Below are 21,132 nucleotides of genomic sequence, written 5' to 3'. Positions count from 1 at the left end.
GGTCAGGGGCTTCTTCGTCGAACTCTGCAGTCCGTTCTCGTCGGTGCGTGTCAGCGGAGGTCGGTCAGAACGGCGGTTCGTCCTGGTTGCAGACCGTGCCCACGGGCGGGAGCTGTCCTCGTCCGACGAAGGCGTCGATCGCGTTGTTCACGCAGGTGCTCTGGTTCAGGAATGACGTGTGACCGCCACCGGTTTCGGTGAGGAGTCTTGCGCCGCCGACTTCGCCGGCCATCGCCAGCGATGAGGTGTACGCGGTGTTGGAGTCCGCGAGGGTGCCGATGATCAGGTACTTGCTGGCCGGTAGGCGGTTCCACGGCCCGCGGTACTCGTCTTGGTCACGGGCCTGCCAATTCGGGCACGCACCGGCTTCCCAGGTCCAGGTCGATCCGAATCCGTCGGGTGATTCGGCCCGGTTGTAGAGGGCGGCTTGCGGCTGGTAGCTGTACGGATCGCGCGGGTTCGGGGTTTCCCCGCACAGGACGCCGTCCGTGCCCTCGGCTCCTTGCGGGACATCGGCGGCGAGTCCCACTGCCGCGCCCGTGCCCATCATGGCCGCAGCGAGTGCCGAGTGCTGCGCAGGGCGAACCTCACCGCGCAACTGTGGCGCCGCGACGTGGTGGTCGGAGCCGGGCAGTGAGCCCGACCAGACCGCTTGCAACACCTGGGCCAGGCCCGCCCAGCCGGGCATACCCAGGCTTGAGGGCTGCACGCTCTCCAACTCGGCGGCGGTGTACGTGGTCAGGAAGGCTGCGTCGAACGATTGTCCGGCGACGGTGACGGTCTGCGTTGCGAGGCGCTTCTTCAGGGTGCGCCACTTCGCGAGCGTTGCCACGTCGCTGCCTGCGGCGAACGCGCACTTGTCCGTACCGGCTTCGGCGCAGTCGCGGATGAAGGTTCGGAAGCCCAGTTCGGATCCGAGTGGCGAGTTGAGCCTGTCGAAGGTGCTGATCTGTGTACCTGTGCGGGCATCGTTCCAGGCGTTCGGGTCGACGTTGCCGTCGAGCACCATCGCCGCCACACGGGAGGGGAACAGGTTGGCGTAAGTGACTCCGAGGTAGGTGCCGTAGGAGGTCCCGTCGAAGGTGATCTGCCGATCGCCGATCGCTGCGCGGATCCGGTCCATGTCTCGAGCCACGTCGGCGGTGCCCATATGGTTCTGGATCGGGCCGCCGTGCGTGGCGCAGGCCTTGTCGAACCGGGTCCAGGCATTGATCTCGGCGCGTTCCTGTGCCGGGTTGGAGGGGAAAAGTCCGGCCGGGACGTCAGCCAATGCCGCTTGCTCCTGCGCCGGGCTGTCGTAGCACTTCAGACCATCGCTCTCCTGGATCCCGCGCGGGTCGAAGCTGATGATGTCGAAGTGGGCCTGCTCGTAGCCGGTGAAGTCCGGCAGTGCTGCCTTGAGCGTTTGTGTCCCGGATCCGCCTGGGCCGCCCGGGTTCCAGAACAGTGAACCCTTGCGCTGCGCGGGATCAGTGGCCGGGTGAGCCACGACCGCGATCTTGATCTGGGGTCCGTTCGGCTGGTTGTAGTCCAATGGCACCTGCACGGCTGCGCAGTGCAGCCCGCTCTCGGTGCTCTCCGTGCAGGCCTTCCAGTTGATGGTCGAAGTCGTTGTCGTTGCAGCCCGCGCGCTGCCGGCGGGAAGCAGGACACCTGCCACCAGCAGGGTGGCCGCACAGCCACCGAGCGCCTTGGATGGGAATCGCACCGTCGTCACCTCATGGTCGTTTGTTGGGGGGCGATACCCGGCGATCGTCGCGCGACCGCGATACCACCGCATTGGGGCAAGAGACGAACCGACCTTCATGCGGTTGTCCGACTCGACGAGCGTGGTGCGGTCTCGTCGCCGGGCGGCGCTGTGCTGGGTCGGCGATCACCGGACGCATCATCAGCAGCCCGCTGCACATCGGTTCGTTGCGCCATGGTCAGGCCGGCGGTGAACACTGCGGCCCGATCGCCTTCAGGTGCGGCGGCGCGCGACCGGCGTGATGCGGTCGACGGATCGCTTCGTCGCACCCGACTCGCTAGGGATCTGCATGGGTCGGAATGTCGTTGGCGGCGAGGAGCGCTGAGGCCAGAGACCGATCGATGATGAGGTCGGTGAAGGTTCGGCTACGCGCTGCTGCGCGCACCGCCGCGGCGCGTCCGGCGCCGTGTGCGAAGCCGATCACCTGTTTGGCTGCCCGCAGCTGCGGCAGGCGAATCGCCATGACGCGCCCGTCCAGCGGCGTCGGTACGGCGTGACCCTCTCCGTTGAGCAGGATCCCGGAGAACTCACTGATAACCCCGGCGGCGGCGCACTGTGCGCGCAGCGCCGACGGGATGTTCTCGTAGACGGCTGACTCGCCCGCCGTCCAACCGCCGATAGCGACCACCGCCAGGTCGAGCGCGTCCGCCATGGCCAAGGTCTCCGCGACCACGGGCTGTCGTCGGAGGTCGTCGGCGGTCTCACGTCGATCGACCACGAGGGGTGCGTGCAGCGGGAAGGTACGGGCGCCCCCTTGCCGGTCGAGCTGGGTCAGTATGCGGGCGAAGAGGCTTCCCCCCGCTGTCTCGACCGCCCCGGTGAGTTGGACGAGGTGGCAGGGCGGGAGCGCGGGCATGGACGGTGCGATGAGGTCGAGCGTGCGCGACCAGGCCAACCCGACGGTCGTGTGGGGCCGGATGGTCTGAACGGCCACGGTCAGCACTGCCGCCCCGAACTGCTCGATGCGTTGCTCGGCGGAGGTGTCGGCGAGCTCGATGACCTTCACCGAGTCGACTCCCAGAAGGGACGCGAGGTCGGTCTCGGACCCGTGCGCGTCTGCTCGCGAGTCGTGAATCTCGATCGTGACGACGCCCGTTGCGCGTGCCTGATCCAACAGTCGTGCCACCTGAAACCTGCTGATGCCGAACGCTTCGCCGATCTTGGTCTTGGGCAGGTCGTGCAGGTAGAACGCACGGGCCACCTCGGCGAGCAGCGTGCGCTGATGTCCCGGTGAGGCAGGCATCGAGCCATCCCCTCTTCCCGTTGGTGCTCACCTGAGCAACGGTTGCTCAGGTGAGATTTCGGAGCCTACGCTGCCGCATCGAACGCCGCCACCAACGTGTCCGCAGGCGGCGGTCGGTGCAGTACCGGGAATGAACCCCCACTCTCCAGAGAGGATTCCGATGACTGAGCGCATCGAGCGTGCGGTGAAGCTCCAGCCGGACTCGCTGCAGGAGATCGCGCGACGTGGAGTCGCCATCCCGACCTATGACCGTGCGAGCCTCACGACCTCGATCGTGCACGTGGGCGTCGGCGGATTCCATCGAGCCCACCAGGCGATGTACCTGAACCGCCTGCTGGAGATGGGCATCGGTCGAGAGTCGATCTGCGGTGTCGGCGTGCTGCCTTCCGACGACCACATCCGCGACGTCATGTCCCGGCAGGGTTGTCTGTACACGCTGGTCATCAAGCACCCCGACGGTTCTCTCAAGCCGCAGGTGATCGGCAGCATCACCGAGTACCTGTTCGCCCCCGACGGCCCTCAGGAGGTGGTGGAGAAGATGGCTGCCCCGACGACCAGGACCGTCTCTCTGACCATCACCGAGGGCGGTTATCCGGTCGATCCACGGACCCGCGCATATCTTGCCGAGAAAGCGGCGACGCTCGATGCCGCCGTCGGGTGGCCGACGGGACGGCAGTCGCCGTTCGTACCTTCCGCGTTCGGATTGATCGTCGAAGCACTGCGCCGTCGGCACGAGCGAGGGCAGGCCCCCTTCACGGTGATGTCGTGCGACAACCTCGCCCACAACGGTCAGATCGCACGCGCCGCCGTGGTCGGCTACGCCCGAGGCCGCGACCCGGACCTGGCCGACTGGATCGATGGCGAAGGCAGGTTTCCCAACTCGATGGTTGATCGGATCACCCCGGTCACCACCGATGGAGATCGGGCTGCCGTCGAAACGTTGGGCATCGACGATGAGTGGCCGGTCGTCACCGAGCCGTACGTTCAGTGGGTGCTCGAAGACTCGTTCACCCTGGGCCGACCGGCGTGGGAACGTGCCGGTGTGCAGGTCGTGGACGACGTGTCGCCCTGGGAGACGATGAAGCTGCGCCTGGCCAATGGCGGTCACCAAGCGTTGTGCCACCTGGGTGCGCTCGCCGGATACACGTACGCGCACGAGGCGGCAGGCGACCCGGCAATCGGCGCCTACCTGGGGGCGTATCTGGAGGAAGCCCTTCCGACGCTGACCGATGCTCCCGGCCTCGGCGCCGAGACGTTCCGAGACGCCCTGCTCCCGCGCTGGCGGAACGCGGCCATCGCCGACACCCTCGACCGGATCCGTACCGACTCCAGCGACCGGCTTCCGACCTGGCTGCTGCCGGTCGTCGAGGACAACCTGCGGACGGGCGGACCGATCGTGGCCAGCTCACTGGCCTGCGCCGCCTGGGCGCACGCCTGCCAGGGACGTACCGACGCCGACGAGGTCTTGCCGATTCTGGACCACCGCGCCGATCTCCTCGCCCGACTGGCCGCCGCGCAACTCACCGACCCGTCGGCCTTCATCGCCGAATCCTCACTCTTCGGGCGGCTCGCAACCGACGACCGCTTCAAGTCCGCCTTCGAGGGGGCCTACGCGACGCTCGTCGACAAGGGTGCGCGCGCAGCAGCGGCCGCATTCCAGGACTGACTCATGCCCGTCGTCGCCGGAGTCGACTCGTCCACCCAGTCCACGAAAGTCGTGCTGCACGACGCCGACACGTTCGCCACCCTCGGTGCGGGAAGTTCGCCTCACCCCCCTACGCATCCGCCGATCAGCGAACATGACCCGCGACGTTGGTGGGATGCCCTCGTCGAGGCATTTCACGCCGCGGTTGCTGACAGCGGCGTCCACCATCGCGACGTGAAAGCGATCAGCGTCGCCGCCCAATGCCACGGACTGGTCGCGATGGACGCCGACGGTGCGGTGATCCGACCGGCGAAGCTGTGGAACGACACCACGTCAGCTCCTGAGATGGCATGGCTCCTTCGACAGCTACCGCCCGCCGAGTGGGCTCGCCGTACCGGTTCGGTCCCGACCGCAGCCTTCACCGTCTCCAAGCTGCTGTGGCTGCGTCGCCACGAACCTGCTCACTTCGCGGCACTGGCTACCGTGCTGCTGCCTCACGACTGGCTCACATGGCGTCTCACCGGACGCAAGGTCAGCGATCGATCCGAAGCCAGCGGCACCGGATATTTCGACGCGTCCACGGGCCGCTACGACACCGCGATCCTCGCCCTGATCGACGACGACGTCGACTGGACGCCGCGAGTGCCCACCGTCCTGGATCCACAGACACCCGCCGGCCATATCAGTGCGGAAGCGAGCCGCGCCCTGGGCCTGGGGCAAGACACCGTCGTCGGCCCGGGCGCCGGCGACCAACACGCCAGCGCCCTGGGGCTCGGCGCACGCACCGGCGACGTCGTCTACGTGTTCGGCACCTCCGGGGTCGTCTTCACGACGACCGACGAACCGATTCGGGACAGCAGCGGCATGGTCGATGGAGTAGCGGACGCCGCCGGCGGCTACCTCCCCCTCGTCTCGACTCTGAACGCGGCCAAAGTGACCGACACCATCGCCCGACTTCTGGGCGTCGACCACGACGAGTTCGCACGGCTCGCCCTGGCCGGCAGCGCACACGCCACCACTCTCGTGCCCTACCTCGATGGTGAACGCAAGCCCAACCTTCCCCACGCCACCGGCACGCTTACCGGACTCAGCAACGCCACCACGCGCGAGGACCTGGCCCGAGCCGCCGTCGAGGGCGTCGTGTTCGGCTTGTTCCGAGGTCAGGAAGCACTGCAGTCCGCCGGCGCGCCGCTCGGCGGTCGCACCATCGTCACCGGGGGTGCCGGCCGCTCACCGGCCTACCGGCAGGTGCTGTCGGACCTCACCGGTCGGACGGTCTACGTGTCACCGGCTCACGAACCCGTCGCCGACGGTGCTGCTCTCCAAGCCCTCGCCTGCTGGTCCGGGCGCTCGATCACCGAGGTGCGCAACCAGCTGGCATCGGATCCGATACCCGACCTCGAACCCCGCAGCGTGACCGGCCGTGACGCGTACGCCAGATATCTCAGCGTCAGCAACTGGCGCGGCGGTGATACTCGTGAACATCCCTGATGCCTGCGGACCGGCGCGCGAGAAGCATCGGCCGCTACCACCCCTGCCGGCGCCCCCCATCGCCGTGTCCCGCGAGCTGCTCGACAGAGCGGCCGCAGCCGACGTCCACCTGAGCGCGAGCCTGATCGCCGTGGCCCCCGAGCGCCGAGACCTGCTCATCTCAACGGTGCTCGCGCACGAGCTGTCGCTGCACATCGACGTCATCGGCGGCACGTACGCCGGGCAACGCGGTGTCGGTCCGGGAGAGTTGCATCAGCTCGCCGAGTCCGACCCCGACCACCTCGACGTGCATTTCATGGTCGACGACCCCGCCGCTCACCTGCCATCTCTGCCGCGTCGTGTCGCCCAGATCGACCTGCAGTGCAGCAGCCGCCAGCCGGGTCTCGCCGAACTCGTCGAGCACGCCCGTCGTTGTGCCCAGCGGGTGTGGCTCGTCGTGGACACCGCCGAGACGCACATCGACTGGGTTCGGCTCAGTCGGCTGCCCATCGACGGTGTCCTGGTCATGCTCACACCACCAGGTCAACCGGGCCATGTGGCCGACCTTCGCCGCCTCGCCACGGTCCGGAGCGCGTGCCGCCACGGCCTGCGCGCCGGTGTCGATGGGGGAGTGACACTCGCCAACTTCGACCAGGTCGCCGCCGCAGGCGCTCGGCATGTCGTGGTCGGACGGGGCCTGGTGACCGGCAACGTCGCAGACTCGGTGCTGTGAGCGCTTTCGCGGACAGACGTGACCTCGTCCTCAACGAGGTGGGCACCGCCCTGAGGGAGATCGACCCCGGCCAGATCGATCGGTTGGTCGATCAGTTCCGCTCGACCGACACGTGGTTCTGCGGCGGACAGGGCAGATCCGGCCTGGTGGCCAGGATGACCGCAATGCGGCTCATGCATCTGGGACGAGCGGTCCACGTCATCGGTGACACCACTACGCCGGCGATTAGAGGTGGTGACGGCGCGCTGATCCTGTCGGCATCAGGTCGCACCACGACCAGCATCGCTCATGCCCGGGCCATCAAAGAGCGGCAGGCTGTACTGGCCGTCGTCACCTGCTCGGCGTCCAGCGAGTTGGCGGCACTCGGGGACATCGTCGTCACGGTCCCAGCCGCCACGAGCCGTCAGTTCGGCGGCAGCCTCTTCGAACAGACCGCCCTGATCATGCTGGACACGGTCGCCCTGGCCCTCGAAAGCGACGATGCCTCAGCTCGAGTCGCGATGCAGCGCCGCCACGCCAATCTCGAGTAGCTGACCAGCGACCGTGTCGGTGCGATCCGCGGCTGTCGGGGGCGCGTGGGCACCCGGCTCCGACCTCCACGCGCGCTCTGCCATCCATGAAAGTTATCGCCACCCGTCGATCTATCGAGGCGGCGACGGGAAGCGGCGTCCGATCCTGCTCGTTGGACCTAGGGACATCGCACGATCCCAGATCCGAGGCAAGGACGACTCATGGCACAGGCATTCGTGACGGGCGGTTCAGGGTTCATCGGCCAGGTGCTGGTGCGAAGACTCGTCGATGCCGGGCTCGACGTACGGGCCCTCGTCCGCAGCGACTCATCCGCAGAGCGGGTCGAATCGCCCGGGGCGAAGGCCGTACGCGGCGACGTGAGCGACTCCACGATGTGGCGCCATGAGGTCGAGGACAGCGACGTCTTCTTCCATCTGGCTGCTCAGACCGACGTCGACGCCGACCGTGCCGACCACGAGCGCGTGACCGTGCATGGCACGCGCGCCGCTCTCGAAGCCGCCGTCCACGCGGGCGTGCCGCGGTTCGTCCACTGCGGGACCGAAGCCGCGCTGCTCGCCGGCGCCCCGCTCATCGACGTCGACGAGTCGGCTCCTTTGCGTCCCGACTCCGACGCGGCGTACTCCGCGACGAAGGCCGAGGCCGAGCAGCTGGTCCTCGACGCGAACAGCACCACCATGGCCACGGTGTCCGTGCGTCCCCGGTTCGTGTGGGGACCGCACAGCATCCTGATCGACGGCCTGGTGGCCGCCGCGAAGGCGGGGGAGTTCGCTTGGATCGACGGAGGGCGCCACACCACGGACGTCACATACGTCGACAACGCCGTCGAGGGCCTCGTCCTCGGATGGCAGCGCGGCACTCCGGGTGAGGCCTACTTCGTCACGGACCGGCACCGCGTCGTGCTGCGCGAGTTCCTCGGGCAACTCTTCTCGATCTACGGCGTCGACACCGAGATCCCCGACATCACCTCAGCCGAAGCGGAGCAGTCCATCCCCGTCCCCGCTCGATGGTTCCTCGGCCAGACCTGCACCCTGCGCACCGGCAAGGCCGTATCGGACCTGGGGTACGAACCGGTCGTGCCCCACGAGATCGCGCTCGACGTCCTGCGGGAGTCGGTCGCGCACAGCTAGCACCGGCAGCGGCGCCGGAGATTCTCGCCGCCACAGCGGCACCGTCATCAGATGAAGGAGTGGAGACATGAAGATCACGACCATCGGCAGAGGCACCATCGGAGGCACCCTCGCCCGGCTCTGGCAGTCGGCCGGGCACGAGGTGATCGAGCTCGGCCACGACGGCGGAGACGCCGGCGATGCGGACGTCGTCCTGCTCGCCGTCCCCAACCTGCAGGTGCCGGCCGCCCTCGCGGCGGTGTCCGGGCTGCAGGGCAAGGTCATCATCGACGCCACCAATCGCCTCGACGGCGAGGAGCCGCCCATCGGGCACTCCTCCATCGCGGAATACGTGAAGGCGACGACCGGCGGCCCGGTGGCCAAGGCGTTCAACCTGAACTACGGAGACCTCTACGAGAAGGCATCCGGCGCCTCGTCCCGACCGAGCAACATCTGGGTGGGGGACGAGGATGCCCGACCGGTTGTCGAGCAGCTGAGCTCCGACATCGGCTTCCGCGCCGTGAACGGCGGCCCACTGGATCGTGCGGCCACCGACGAAGCGTTCGGCTATCTCCTGAACGCCATCGTGGCGGACTCCGGCGGCCTCGTCCTCTATCGGTTCGCCACGGCCGACGAGTTCTGAACGTCACAGCGGATGAGGGCATGACGCTGTCAGGTGCGACCTACCAGAGAAGGAGAACGAACGTGGACCTGCAACTGCAAGGAAAGAGGGCCCTGGTGACAGGGGGCAGCCGCGGACTGGGGTTCGCCATCGCGAGCGAACTCTGCGACGAGGGTGCGCGAGTCGCGCTCCTGGCCCGGGATGCAGAGACCGTGGAACGCGCCGCCTCGACGCTTCGCTCTCGCGGGTACGACGCGATCGCGGTCAGCGCGGACACGTCGCGCGACGACGAGGTCGACGCGGCGGTCGCGAAGGTCACCGAAGACCTCGGCGGGGTGGACATCCTGGTCAACGCTGCCGCCAAGGCCGCCGGCGGTCCCCCTACCGGTTTCCAGGACCTGGATGACGACGCCCTTCGCACCGAGATGGAGACCAAGGTGCTCGGGTACCTGCGATGTGCCCGGGCGGTCGCACCTCAGATGATCGACCGAGGGTGGGGTCGCGTGATCAACATCAGCGGCCTGAACCTGCGCCGTACCGGCTCGATGTTCGGCGCGATCCGCAACGTCTCAGTGGTCGCGATGTCGAAGAACCTGGCCGATGAGCTCGGCCCGCACGGCGTCAACGTGACCGTGGTGCATCCCGGGTTGACGCTGACCGACGGCGTGCACGAGATGATCCGTGCCGGCGCTTCGGACCGCGGTATCACCGAGCCCGAGATGGCGAAGAATCTGGCACAGGACGTCATCACCGGACGCTTGGTGGAGCCTGTCGAGGTCGCCCATGTGGTGACCTTCCTCTGTTCTCCGCTGAGCGTGGCGATCACCGGTGACGCCGTCGCGGTCGGCGGGGGACAGCTGGGGTCGATTCACTACTGACACCCGGGCCGCCCGCTCCGGCCGATGCGGCCGAGAGCCTCCCGCGATGATCGCCGACGGGCCGGTCGCTGTCCGCGGACTCAAATCATCGAACGAGTAATGCCCCAATATTCGCGATCGTCCGCCATCGGTCGAATTCGAAGCGACGTTCGTCATTAGTGGAACGGGGATAACCTATATCAATGGTTTCTCTGCGCGCGCTCGAATGTTTGGTCGCAGTTGCTGATTCGGGGTCCATCACGCTGGCGGCGCACGTGTTGCACTCCTCCCAGCCGGCGGTGTCCCACCAACTTGCGACGCTGGAACGTGAGGCGCGCACGCCTCTGCTGCGTCGAGAGCCCCGCGGGGTCAAGCTCACGCCGGCGGGCCGCGCTGCGGTCGCCGACGCGCGTCGTGCGATCGACGCGGCTACCTCGGCCGTTCGCTCTGCTCGCGCCGCTGCGGACGCCGCCGGAGGGTCGCTTCGCCTGGCGTGCGCGCAGAGCCTCACCGTGTCGGTCGTGGCTCCCGTCATCCGCGACTGGCACCGGCGGCGCCCGAAGGTGAGCATCAGTCTTCGCGAGTCGGCAGATCCCGACGAGATGTTGGCGCTCATCGACACCGATCAGGTCGACGTACTGCTCGTTCCAGGGCCCGTGTCGCCGAAGTACACGAGTACGCCGATCGCGAAGGAGGAGATCGTCCTGACCGCAGCGACCTCGCATCCCTTCGCGCAGCAGTCCGCGGTGCGACTGGAGGATCTGGAATCCGTGGCCCTGGTCCATTTCGCCACCGACAACGGTCTGAGTGCCTGGCTGGATCGCTCGTCCACCGAGGCCGGTGTCCGCCCGGAGATCGTCATGCGGACGTCCGTCACCTCGGCGGCCCCTCAGTTGGCAGCTGCCGGCTTGGGCGTCGCGGTGACGCCGGTCAGTGCGGTGAGCGCCGGGCTGCCCGGGACGGTTCGATCCTTCTCGCCTCGCTGGGTGCGGCAGCTGGTCGCCGTGTCCCCGTCGCACGTGCACCCGCTCGCCGAGCGGTTCGTCGCCAACCTGCAGACGAGGGGCGTGCGGGTGCCCCGCGACGTCCGTTCGCAGTTGGCGCCGTACGAAGCGATCACCCACACCGAGAATTCATCGAAGCGCGAATAGATCTCTCGAATTGTCCGAGGACTGTCTTTCTGATTCCGCACGGGGTGGCCGTGCGAATCGAGGGACGTTCGTGGTGGCCCTTTGTCCACGGCGTCGGCGGAGCTCAGGAATAAGGAAATACCCGAATGGTCGGTAATAGGACCCATCTCCCAGAACGAGGGTGCGCGCCTTTCTGGCCGCGAAGCTCGCAGCGACACTGCCATGCGTTGAGGGCACCAGGGATGGTCTGACTATGCTCCGAATGCATGGAATGGAGCTCCGCCACGCTCCGGCTGATGCGGGTCATCGCGGAGACCGGCTCGTTCACCGCCGCCGCCGGCTCGCTGCACTTCACCCAGTCCGCGGTCTCTCGCCAGGTCGCAGCTCTCGAACAGTCGGTCGGTACACGGCTGTTCGATCGGCATCCGGGCGGCGCGACGTTGACCCCGCAGGGATGGATCATGCTGCGGGCCGCATCGGGTGCCCTCGACGCGATCGATCGCGCCGAACGGGTGATCCACGGCACCGAGCCGGTCCAGGGCATCGTGCGGCTCGGGGTGAATCACAGTGTGGGCGCTGCCCTGGTGCCGCGAGTGCTGGCGGTGCTGCGCGACGAGCATCCTGCGATCGAGGTCGTGACCCGCGACGCTACGAGTCGTGCTCTGACGCGGAGCCTGCGCTCCGGGACGATCGAGGTGGCTCTGATCGCGTCGCTGCCCCCGTACGCGGCTCTCGATGACCTGATGCCTCAGCTTGAGATCGACGTGCTGCTGGAGGGCGAGTTGATGGTGGCCGTCGCCGCCGACAGCGACGCCGCACGCGTCGGTGAGGTGACGCTCGAACAGCTGGAGGCGGCGTGCTGGATCTCGTCCCCGAGATCTGGCACCGACCCGGTGTTCGGGGTGTGGCCCGCGCTGCCGAGTTCCCCGCGGATCACGCACGTCGTGCACGACTGGCTCGCCAAGTTGCAGCTCGTCGGCCAGGGCTGGGGAGTGACGACGGTGCCTCCGACGCTTGCCGCGTTGGTGCCCCCCGACGTGCGGCTGGTGCGCGTCGTCGGAGGGACGCCGGTGCTCCGGCGTGCGATCGTCGCGCGGCAACCTGGTGACATCTCTGCTGCGACCGAGCATGTGGTCAGGGCGCTGCGAGACGCTGCGGCCGACCTGCCGGTCTCCTAGGCGATACGTCGGTACATCTGACATGCGCGATGCGCATGTGGGGGCTGCGGAATCATCGCTTGTGCATGCCTGGATCCGGCGTTGACTGGAGTCGTAACAGCACGGAGGACTCTACGAGCACCAGGAGTGCAGCATGCCGATGACCAAGATCTATCTGCGGACCGGAAGCCCTGTCGAGCACCGACAAGCCATCTCCGAGTCCATCCACCGTTCGCTCGTCGAGGTGCTCGGCATCCCGGAGGACGACCGGTACCACGTCTTCCATGAGCTGGACGACGCCAACCTCATCTCCGCGCCCGTCGCGTTCGGGCTGGAACGCCGCCGCGAGGCCGTCTTCATCCAGTTCTACTTCTCGCAGCGCCCGGCTGCTGTGCTCAACGCGTTGTACACGTCCGTGGTCGCCAATCTGCAGGAGCTGGCCGGTCTGCAGACTCGCGACATCTACCTCAACGTGGTGCCGTCGCCGTCGGAGAACTGGTGGGCCGACGGGCGTGCCCTCGATCCGGACACCGGGTTCGACGCGCGCATGGACCAGTCGCGCGTCCCGGGCGGTTCGTGATGCAGGCCCGTTCGCGAGGGGGCCCGCCCTCATGACATCCGATCGATCCGATCTCGATCGGCTGGGCGGGCGGCTCGCGCTGCTTAGTCCCGATGAACTCGACGATGCACAGCGATCCGTGCACCGCCAACTCGAAGCGTTGACCGGCCCCGAGACCCGACACGACGGCTTCGTCGCCCAGTTGGACGACGGCCGGTTCATCGATCCGTTCAACGCGATGCTGCGAAGCCCGGAGTTGACGATCGGCTTGGGCGGCTGGATTCGCGAGATCGCGCGCTCCGGGCTGTCCGACGACGTACGTCAGGTCGTCATCCTGACCGTCGCCGGCGCGTGGGACGCCGAGTACGAGATCTACGCCCACCGGGCGGCCGCGCGAGCAATCGGCATGTCCGACAACACGATCGACGCGATCCTTGCGGGCGCTGCCCCGGACGGACTCGGCGCAGAGGCCACCGTGGCCCATGACCTGGCTGCCGCCCTGCTGCGGACGCACGACGTGCCCGACGTGGTCTACGAGGCGTGTCTGCGCGTCTTCGGCGAGTCGGGGACGATCGCGATCCTCAGCTTGATCGCGCAGTACCAGATGGTGTCGTCACTGCTGGTCTGTTTCCGGGTGCCGGCGCCGTGAGACCGGTTCGCGACGGCTCAGCTCCTTCTGGGTTGGGCGCGCGCGCCGTAGTGCAGGTAGGGGCTGCCGTCGGGCAGGTTGTAGAAGTACACCGGGAGCCAACTCTGCTGACCGGGCGGCTGGGTGACGAACAGTCCCTGCTCGACCGGCTGCAGCACGAGGTGTTCGACGGTCGCTCCGGACGCCTCGGCGACCGTCCCCGTCGGGATGACCTTGATGACCAGGTTCCCGTCGCGCTCGGTCACCTCGGAGGTGACCGAGCTGCGTTCGTAGGTGCCGACGTATGGTGACAGATCGACATCCGGTGTATCAGCGGGCGGAGTGAGCTGGGGCGCCATGGCGACGTCGGCGACCTCCCGGAAGATCTCGTCGAAGAGGTCGTTGTACAGATCGGTCGTGTGCCCGCCGTTCGTGAGCAGAGCGACCGCGAGGCCCTGGGAGGGCAGCACTTTCAGGTAGGCGTTCTGGCCGTACGTCGAGCCGTCATGACCGTAGAGCCGCTCGCCGTCCCATTCGAAGCGGATCCAGCCGACGCCCCACGAGTCGCCGAGGGTGTACTTCTCGGGGACGTCGACCTGATGGGACTGCATCGCCGTCGTGGACTGCGCGGAAAGCACCCGGGTGCCGTCGGGGGCGAGACCGTCACGCAGATGCATCCGCGCGAACGACGTCACGTCGGCTGCAGTCGCGGTGATCAGACCGGCCGGGCCGACGGAGCGTGGCATCAGGAAGGTCGGCACCACCTGGGGGTCACCCTCCGGATCGGGGGAGATGTGCCCGATGGCGACGCGCTGCAGGATGGCCTCTTCGGGCAGGGTGGACGTGTGGGTCAGTCCCAGCGGCTCGATGATCCGCTCACGCAGGACCTGGTCCCAGGTCTTTCCGGTGAGCACCTCGATGACTCGGCCCGCGAGGACGAATCCGGAGTTGCAGTAGGAGAAGGTCGCGCCCAGGGGGTGGTTCTGGGCCACGTCGTGCAGGCCCGCCACGTACTTCTCGAGACAGTCGTCGCCGCGCCCCGTGTCGGTGAAGACGTCGCCGTCGATGCCGCTGGTGTGGGTGAGCAGATGACGCACCGTGATCTTCTGGGTGACCTCCTCGCTGCCGAGTCGCAGGTCGGGCAGCAGTTCCACGACGGGGGTGTCGAGGGTGAGTTGGCCCTCGTCGATCAGCTGCATGAGCAAGGTGGTGGTCCATACCTTGCTGATGGAGCCGATCTGGAAGACCGAATCGGTGGTGGCCGGATACATGGTGGTCTTGCTGAGGACGCCGGTCGCGGCCTGGAGCAGCTCGTCGTCGGTCACGTCGCCGGACTCGGACACCCTGCGGATCGCGAGACTGGCTCCCACGACCTGGTGCCGTGCGGCCAGCTGGTCCAGGCGCCGTTCCCAGTGATGCTGGTCGAGGCGTGCTGGTGTGGTGGTCCGGGTGCTCATGTGGTGCTCCGTCCAATCGATGAGTCGGCGGTTGTAGTCGATGCGGTGCGAGGGTCGCCCGTCGAGGATGAAGACGTGCGAGGAGCCCGGGTAGAGCACCATCTGCGTCGGAACGCCGCGCGTGCGGAGGGCGGCGAACCACAGCTCGGCCTGCCCGGGCGGGCACGTCTGATCGGCCAGCCCGTGCAGCAGCAGGGTCGGGGTGCGCACGTCGGCCACGTGCGACCAGGGGGAGATGGCCGTCAGCTCGTCGGGCTCGGTGAACGGGTCCGGCCACTCCTGCGCCCCGAGCGCCGGGCTCTCGTCGCTGGTGCCCCAGAGGCTCGTCAGGTCGGCGACCACGCCCCCTGCCACAGCTGCCGCGAACCGGTCGGTCCGGCCGGTCAGCCAGCACGTGAGGTAGCCGCCGTAGCTGTAGCCGGTCAGGGCGAGGCGGTCCGGGTCGGCGATCCCCTCGTCGACCAGTTCGTCCAGGGGATCCAGCAGATCCCGCTCGTCGGCGGTGCCCCAGGCGAAGGCGGCACCCCTCCAGAACTCCTCCCCGTATCCGTCGCTGCCGCGCGGGTTGAGGGTCAGGACCGTCCAGCCCCGCGAGGCCAGCACCTGGTGGTAGGCGTGTGCGGGGTCCGGGGCCGGTGACCACGCGTTGTGCGGTCCGCCGTGTGCGTCGAGCAGCAGCGGACCCGGCACTGTCGCCTCCGGGTCGCGCAGCACCCAGCCGTGCATCTGCGTGCCGTCGTGCACCCGGAACGTGCGGGATTCGGGGCGCAGCAGACGTACGTCCGGCAGGCCGGCGGCGGTGTGCTTCGTGAGGCGGACCGGATCCCCGCCCGAGACCGGCACGATCGCGATCTCGCCGTACGTCGACGGGTCGGCGAGCACCACCGCCGCCAGGTCGACGTCCCGGGCCACCGACAGACCGGACACGCTCACCTGCGGATCGTCGATGAGGGGTCGCGGTGCCGCGGACCCGTCGACCGGTGCGGCGTAGACGTGCGAGCATCCGCGGTCCCGGATGCAGAACACGACCTGCCGCCCGTCCGGGGCGAGTTGCGGGCGGCCGCCGGGGTAACCGGGCCCGCCCGGCATCACGTTGCGGTCGAGGCGGCCGATCAGGTCGATCCCCTCGTCGGAGGGGTCGTCGACCGTCATCCGCAAGAGCGCGGTGTGACCGATGCGCGGCCGGGTCTGACCGGCGACCAGCAGCGCCGCGGAGTCGGCGCTCCACGTGACGGCACCCGCGACGCCGACACCCGGTCCGATCCGGCGTGGTGCGGCGTCGCCGGAGGGGTCCAGCACGAACGGGCTCGAGCGCAGCGTGCGGTCGGCATCCTCGTTCATGGCGGCGGTGAAGGCGAGCCGGGCGCCGTCCGGCGACCACGCGGGGGACCGGGCATCCCAGTCGCCATCGGTGAGCCGGCGCACCTCGAGTGTCGTGAGGTCGAGGACGTGAAGGTGGGTCCGCACCGGGCCGTGGAGCCCGGCATCGTCGGACTTGTAGCCCAGTCTGGCCACCTCGATCGGAGCGTGGAGGTCCGGTTCACTGCCGTCGATGCGGACCGGCGCCACGAAGGCGATGCGGTCTCCGGCCGGGCTCCACACCGGTGTCCCGGCACCCGCTGGCAGGTTCGTCAGCCGCTGCGCCTCACCGCCGCTCAGCGGCAGCAGGTGCAGCTGGGGGGCGGGGTTGCCGCGCAGGAAGGCGACGCGATCACCGCCAGGCGAGAACGCCGGAGCCGTGTCGTCGCGATCGTGGGTCAGCGCGAAAGGCTCACCCCATCCGCCACCTTCGTCGCGAACGGCCCGCAGTGCGTGCATGTCGCGATCGGCCTCGGGGTCCGTCGTGCGCACGACGTACACGACGGACCGGCCGTCGGGCGACAGCGTCGGGGCGCTGGGCAGCTGCAGGTCGGCCAGGTCGTCCAGCCGTAGCGGTCGGGTCATCCTCGAAGGCTGCCGCGGGTGGTGCACGGGGCGCTTTGTCGGATCGGATGAATTGGCGGCCCGTTGCTTGACGGATGCGACGACGTGGCGCGATCCGAGGGTTCGTAGCTTCGCGGTATGACGACGTTGAAAGAGGTCGAGTCGTGGCTCGGCGACCACCTGCCCGAGCTCATCGCGCGGTACGACGTGCCCGCAGCCGCCGTGGCTGTCGGTGTCGGCGGGGAGAGCATCGATGCCGCGGCGGGCGTGCTGAACCTGTCGTCGGGCGTGACCGCGACACCCGACTCGGTGTTCCAGATCGGGTCCATCACCAAGGTGTGGACGGCAACGCTGGTGATGCAGCTGGTGGAGCAGGGCGAGGTGGAGCTGGATGCACCGGTGCGCCGTTACCTGCCCGACTTCCGGGTCGCGGACGCCGCGGCGTCCGCGGCGATGACGGTGCGCCAGCTGCTCAGCCACACAGCCGGATTCGAAGGTGACATCTTCACCGACACCGGGCCGGGTGACGACAGCCTGGAGAAGTACGTCGCCGGACTGGACGACGTGGAGCAGCTCTTCGAGCCAGGCGAACGGTTCTCCTACAACAACGCCGGATACTGCGTCCTGGGCCGGCTGGTGGAGAAGCTGCGCGGAGCGACGTACGACGAGTGCCTGCGCAGCCGCCTTTTCGAACCCCTCGATCTGCGACACGCGGCGACCGACGCCGGGCGGGCGATCCTCCTTCGGCCGGCGGTCGGGCATGTGCTCCCGACCCCCGAGGCCGAACAGCAGCCGGCGCCGGTGTGGAACCTGCCCCGCTCCAACGCGCCAGCCGGGTCGATCCTGGCGATGCGGGCCCGCGACCTGCTGGCGTTCGCGCAGCTCCACCTGAACGCCGGTCGGGCCGCTGACGGCACGCAGGTCCTGCGCGGCGAGACCGTCGACGCGATGCAGGAGCGACAGGTGCAGTTGCCACGACTGCGGGTGATGGGCGACGCATGGGGCCTCGGATGGGAGATCTACGACACCCCGGCCGGTCCGGTCATCGGACACGACGGCACGACGCTGGGACAGGCGTCGTTCCTACGGATGGTGCCCGCCACCGGTGTCGCTGTGGTGCTCCTGACCAACGGCGGTCAGCCCTTCCCGCTCTACCGCGACGTGGTCGGCCATCTGCTCGCCGGACTGGGGGAGACCCAGCTGCCGCCGCTGCCTGCTCCGCCGCAGCATCCGCGACGGGTGGATGCCTCCCGCTACACCGGCACCTACGCCAGCAGGATCGCGGACGTGGTCGTCGAGCAGGACGACGACGGCCGGATCTGGCGGGAGGTGCGGCCGAAGGGCGACCTGGCCGACATGGGGGAGGCGCCGCAGCGCAGTGAGCTCGTCGACTGGGAGGACGGGATGCTCATCGCCAAGGATGCCGAGCACGGGCTCCACATGCCGCATGCCTTCGTCGACGAGGACGGCGCTGGACGTGCCCGGTTCCTGCACATCGGGCGGGTGGTCCCACGCGCACCCACCGGCTGACGGAATTCTCCGTGTCGTTTGTGTGACTGCACAGTTAGACACCCGCTGTCTCGTCGTATCGGACCAACATGACCTGCCCGCTCCGGCGCAGCATTCTTCACGAGGCTCAACCCACCGAGAGGACATCCCATGAAGATCATCGGGGCCGTCGCCGGCGTCTGCGTCGTCGCCACCGCGCTCGGGGCCTGTGGGGGAGGCGGAGGGGGCGCCGGCACGTCCAAGAACGCCAAGGTCGTGAGCGGCGGCACGTTCACCACGGCGCTGTCGACCGACCCGGGCAACCTGGATCCGCAGATGACGGCGAACAGCGCCACCCTGCAGGTCGTCAACTTCGCCTACGACACATTGATCCACATCGATCTGGACGGGCGGCTCAGCCCGCAACTCGCGTCCGCGTGGAAGGTGTCCGGTTCGACCGTCACCTTCACGATGCGTTCAGGGGTGACCTGCTCGGACGGATCGACGTTCACCGCGCGGGACGCGGCCAGCAATCTCAACTACGTCACCAACCCCAAGAACAAGAGCCCGCTGACCGGCGCGTTCGCGCCCCCCGGCGCCACCGCGACCGCGTCGGGCTCGACCGTGACGCTCAAGCTCGCCTCGCCGTCGCCGTTCGTGCTGAACGGCCTCGCCAACATCCCGATGGTCTGCAAGGCCGGACTCGCCAACCGTTCCACGTTGGCGACGAAGACCGACGGCACCGGGCTCTTCAAACTCACCGAGGACGTCGCGAGCGACCACATCGCATTCACGAAGCGCACCGGGTACACCTGGGGCCCCCTCGGTGTCACCAGTTCGACACCGGGCCTGCCCGACAAGGTGGTCATCAAGTTCGTCAGCAGCCTCACGACCGCCGCGAACCTGCTGCTGTCCGGCGGGCTCAGCGCCGCGACCGTGACCGGACCGGATGCCAAGCGGCTGCAGGGCGCGGGTCTGTTCGCCGCACCGGTGCAGGTCCTGCTCGGGGAGATGTGGTTCAACCACGCGAAGACCCGCCCCGGCTCGGACCTGGCCGTGCGCAAGGCGCTGACCCAGGCGGTCGACCTCACGCAGCTGGCCAAGGTCATGAGTTCCGGTGAAGGCACGGCCGCCACGACGTTCGCCACGGCACCCCCCGTCGCGTGCACGGGCAACTCGATCCAGTCGGCCCTACCCCCGCACGGCGTGGACCAGGCGAAAGCAACCCTGGAGGCCGCCGGGTGGAAGGTCGGAGCAGGCGGCACCCGCAGCAAGAACGGACAGCGCCTCGCGCTGACGTTCATCTACGACACCGCCGGTGGGAGCAGCGCCTCCGCCGCTGCGGAACTCGCCGCGTCCGTCTGGAAGACGCTCGGGGCCGCCGTCACCATGCGGGCCCAGAGCGACACCGAGATCACCCAGACCGTGCTGGGCGGGAGCGGCAACTGGGACGTCGGATGGCTGCCCTTGAACGTCAGCAGCCCTGACCAGCTCGTCCCCTTCATGTCCGGACCGTCACCGACCGCCGGCAACAACTTCGGCCAGATCGACAACCCGGCGTACGCCGCCGAAGTGGCCCGAGCGACCACCAAGCAGGGCAAGGCGGGGTGCGCGGACTGGTTGGCGGCGGAGTCGCAGCTCGTCAAGAACGCTGACGTCATCCCGTTCGCCAACCAGTCGGTGAGGACCTTCGCCAAGGGCGCCCGGTTCGCCGCAGGTTTCAGCGCGATCGACCCGACCACCATCCGGATGACGACCGGCTGACCGACCGCCGGATGCCCGCTCGTTCGACATGCGCATGAGTTGCCGCCCGCGCCAAGGAGCCCCAGCATGACGACCCTCACCACGACGTCGCACAAGAGCGTCTCCGCATTCGACCGTGCGCGCGTCAACGCGTGGGTCCGTTTCGGCGTGCGCCGCCTCGGGCAGTTGGTCGTCTCGGTGTGGGTGCTGATCACCGCGTCGTTCCTGATGATCCACCTGATCCCCGGCGACCCGGTGCGCTCATCGCTCGGGCCGACCGCATCACAGTCGCTGATCGCCGCCCGTCGTCACGCGCTGGGCCTGGACAAGCCGTTACCGACCCAGTACGGGCAGTACCTCAAGGGCGTGTTCACCGGCGATCTGGGCACCTCGATCAGTTCGCAGCTGCCGGTGCGCCAGATCATCGGTCAGCGACTTCCCCCCACCCTGCTGCTCGCGATGCTGGCGTTCCTGGTTGTCATCGTCATCGCGATCCCCCTCGGGGTGCTGATGGGGGTGGTCACCCGCGGCGGGCGGGCCCGTCGTACGGAGCTCGTCTTCTCCAGCACCAGCGTCGTGTTCAATTCGATGCCGGACTTCCTCCTGGGAGTCGGGCTGGTCTACATCTTCGCGGTGAGCGCGGGCATCTTCCCGGTCGCGGGACGATCCGGTCCGGGCTCCTACGTGCTGCCCGTCCTGTCGCTCTCGATCGGTCCCGCGGCGGCGCTCGCCCGGATCATGCGGGTGGAGATGATCTCGGTCCTGGACACCGACTACGTCCGGACGGCGCGCGCCAAACGATTGCCCGCACTGCGGATCTACCTCGGTCACGCGCTCCCGAACGCGCTGACGGCCACCATCACCCTGGGCGGATTGCTGCTCAGCGCCCTGATCGCCGGCACCGTGCTGGTCGAGACCGTCTTCGCATGGCCGGGACTCGGCTCGACCATCGTGGCGTCGATCCTCGCCAAGGACTACCCCGTCGTGCAGGGCATCGTGCTGGTCTACGGCGCCGGCGTGCTGCTCATCAACCTGATCGTCGACATCGCGCTGGCGCTGCTCGACCCGCGCTCGGTCATCAAGGAGAGCTGAG

Annotated in this window: 17 protein-coding genes; 14 read left to right on the top strand and 3 right to left on the bottom strand. The window is 68.4% G+C overall.

All coding sequences use genetic code 11. From position 1 onward, the window contains the following. Positions 1 to 64 precede the first annotated feature (64 nt). Together HNR15_RS09480 and HNR15_RS09475 are read right to left on the bottom strand one after the other, a co-directional pair. On the bottom strand, positions 65 to 1,708 hold the full coding sequence (locus HNR15_RS09480) for an alpha/beta fold hydrolase (protein ID WP_179481189.1): 1,644 nt from the start codon (positions 1,706 to 1,708) through the stop codon (positions 65 to 67). A gap of 316 nt (positions 1,709 to 2,024) precedes the next feature. After that, entirely contained in the window at positions 2,025 to 2,990 is a 966-nt protein-coding gene (locus HNR15_RS09475) for a sugar-binding transcriptional regulator (RefSeq protein ID WP_179481187.1), read from the bottom strand. Between the two features lie 160 nt (positions 2,991 to 3,150). On the opposite strand from HNR15_RS09475, the gene HNR15_RS09470 reads away from it, so the two are divergent. From HNR15_RS09470 to HNR15_RS09420, 11 genes are all read left to right on the top strand, one after another. Continuing rightward, the gene (locus tag HNR15_RS09470) at positions 3,151 to 4,656 is read left to right on the top strand and encodes a mannitol dehydrogenase family protein (RefSeq protein ID WP_179481185.1); all 1,506 of its coding nucleotides are present in this window, start codon (positions 3,151 to 3,153) and stop codon (positions 4,654 to 4,656) included. Positions 4,657 to 4,659: 3 nt separating this feature from the next. Then, positions 4,660 to 6,126, top strand: a complete 1,467-nt coding sequence (gene xylB / locus HNR15_RS09465) for a xylulokinase (protein WP_179481183.1) — start codon at positions 4,660 to 4,662, stop codon at positions 6,124 to 6,126. Further along, positions 6,113 to 6,838, top strand: a complete 726-nt coding sequence (locus HNR15_RS09460) for a beta/alpha barrel domain-containing protein (RefSeq protein ID WP_179481181.1) — start codon at positions 6,113 to 6,115, stop codon at positions 6,836 to 6,838. Before xylB ends, HNR15_RS09460 begins: the two co-directional genes overlap by 14 nt. Beyond that, positions 6,835 to 7,368, top strand: coding sequence for an SIS domain-containing protein (locus HNR15_RS09455; RefSeq protein WP_179481179.1), 534 nt, complete (start codon positions 6,835 to 6,837; stop codon positions 7,366 to 7,368). The genes HNR15_RS09460 and HNR15_RS09455 overlap by 4 nt, the downstream gene beginning before the upstream one ends. A 201-nt stretch (positions 7,369 to 7,569) precedes the next feature. Beyond that, on the top strand, positions 7,570 to 8,496 hold the full coding sequence (locus HNR15_RS09450; RefSeq protein WP_179481177.1) for an NAD-dependent epimerase/dehydratase family protein: 927 nt from the start codon (positions 7,570 to 7,572) through the stop codon (positions 8,494 to 8,496). Between the two features lie 67 nt (positions 8,497 to 8,563). Further along, complete coding sequence (locus tag HNR15_RS09445) at positions 8,564 to 9,118, top strand: NADPH-dependent F420 reductase (protein WP_179481175.1); 555 nt, start codon at positions 8,564 to 8,566, stop codon at positions 9,116 to 9,118. A gap of 62 nt (positions 9,119 to 9,180) precedes the next feature. Further along, positions 9,181 to 9,975 carry an SDR family NAD(P)-dependent oxidoreductase gene (locus HNR15_RS09440; protein WP_179481173.1) on the top strand — a complete coding sequence of 265 codons (795 nt, stop codon included), beginning with the start codon at positions 9,181 to 9,183 and terminating at the stop codon, positions 9,973 to 9,975. Between the two features lie 182 nt (positions 9,976 to 10,157). Next, positions 10,158 to 11,105 carry a LysR family transcriptional regulator gene (locus HNR15_RS09435; protein ID WP_179481171.1) on the top strand — a complete coding sequence of 316 codons (948 nt, stop codon included), beginning with the start codon at positions 10,158 to 10,160 and terminating at the stop codon, positions 11,103 to 11,105. Between the two features lie 245 nt (positions 11,106 to 11,350). Continuing rightward, on the top strand, positions 11,351 to 12,262 hold the full coding sequence (locus HNR15_RS09430) for a LysR family transcriptional regulator (RefSeq protein WP_179481169.1): 912 nt from the start codon (positions 11,351 to 11,353) through the stop codon (positions 12,260 to 12,262). Between the two features lie 133 nt (positions 12,263 to 12,395). Further along, complete coding sequence (locus HNR15_RS09425; protein WP_179481167.1) at positions 12,396 to 12,821, top strand: tautomerase family protein; 426 nt, start codon at positions 12,396 to 12,398, stop codon at positions 12,819 to 12,821. Between the two features lie 31 nt (positions 12,822 to 12,852). Next, positions 12,853 to 13,449 carry a carboxymuconolactone decarboxylase family protein gene (locus tag HNR15_RS09420; protein WP_179481165.1) on the top strand — a complete coding sequence of 199 codons (597 nt, stop codon included), beginning with the start codon at positions 12,853 to 12,855 and terminating at the stop codon, positions 13,447 to 13,449. Positions 13,450 to 13,466: 17 nt separating this feature from the next. Here HNR15_RS09420 and HNR15_RS09415 read toward each other — a convergent pair whose 3' ends face one another. After that, positions 13,467 to 16,829, bottom strand: coding sequence for a serine hydrolase (locus tag HNR15_RS09415; protein ID WP_179481163.1), 3,363 nt, complete (start codon positions 16,827 to 16,829; stop codon positions 13,467 to 13,469). Positions 16,830 to 16,946: 117 nt separating this feature from the next. On the opposite strand from HNR15_RS09415, the gene HNR15_RS09410 reads away from it, so the two are divergent. From HNR15_RS09410 to HNR15_RS09400, 3 genes are all read left to right on the top strand, one after another. Continuing rightward, on the top strand, positions 16,947 to 18,338 hold the full coding sequence (locus tag HNR15_RS09410; protein ID WP_179481160.1) for a serine hydrolase domain-containing protein: 1,392 nt from the start codon (positions 16,947 to 16,949) through the stop codon (positions 18,336 to 18,338). 129 nt (positions 18,339 to 18,467) lie between these two features. Beyond that, positions 18,468 to 20,060 carry an ABC transporter substrate-binding protein gene (locus HNR15_RS09405; RefSeq protein ID WP_179481158.1) on the top strand — a complete coding sequence of 531 codons (1,593 nt, stop codon included), beginning with the start codon at positions 18,468 to 18,470 and terminating at the stop codon, positions 20,058 to 20,060. A 66-nt stretch (positions 20,061 to 20,126) separates the two neighbouring features. Then, entirely contained in the window at positions 20,127 to 21,131 is a 1,005-nt protein-coding gene (locus HNR15_RS09400; protein WP_179481155.1) for an ABC transporter permease, read from the top strand. Position 21,132: the final 1 nt, after the last annotated feature.

This window comes from Allobranchiibius huperziae, from assembly GCF_013410455.1.
GTDB classification, from domain to species: domain Bacteria; phylum Actinomycetota; class Actinomycetes; order Actinomycetales; family Dermatophilaceae; genus Allobranchiibius; species Allobranchiibius huperziae.
Note: the sequence above shows the minus strand (reverse complement) of the source record. Positions and strands in the feature narration are given on the sequence as shown.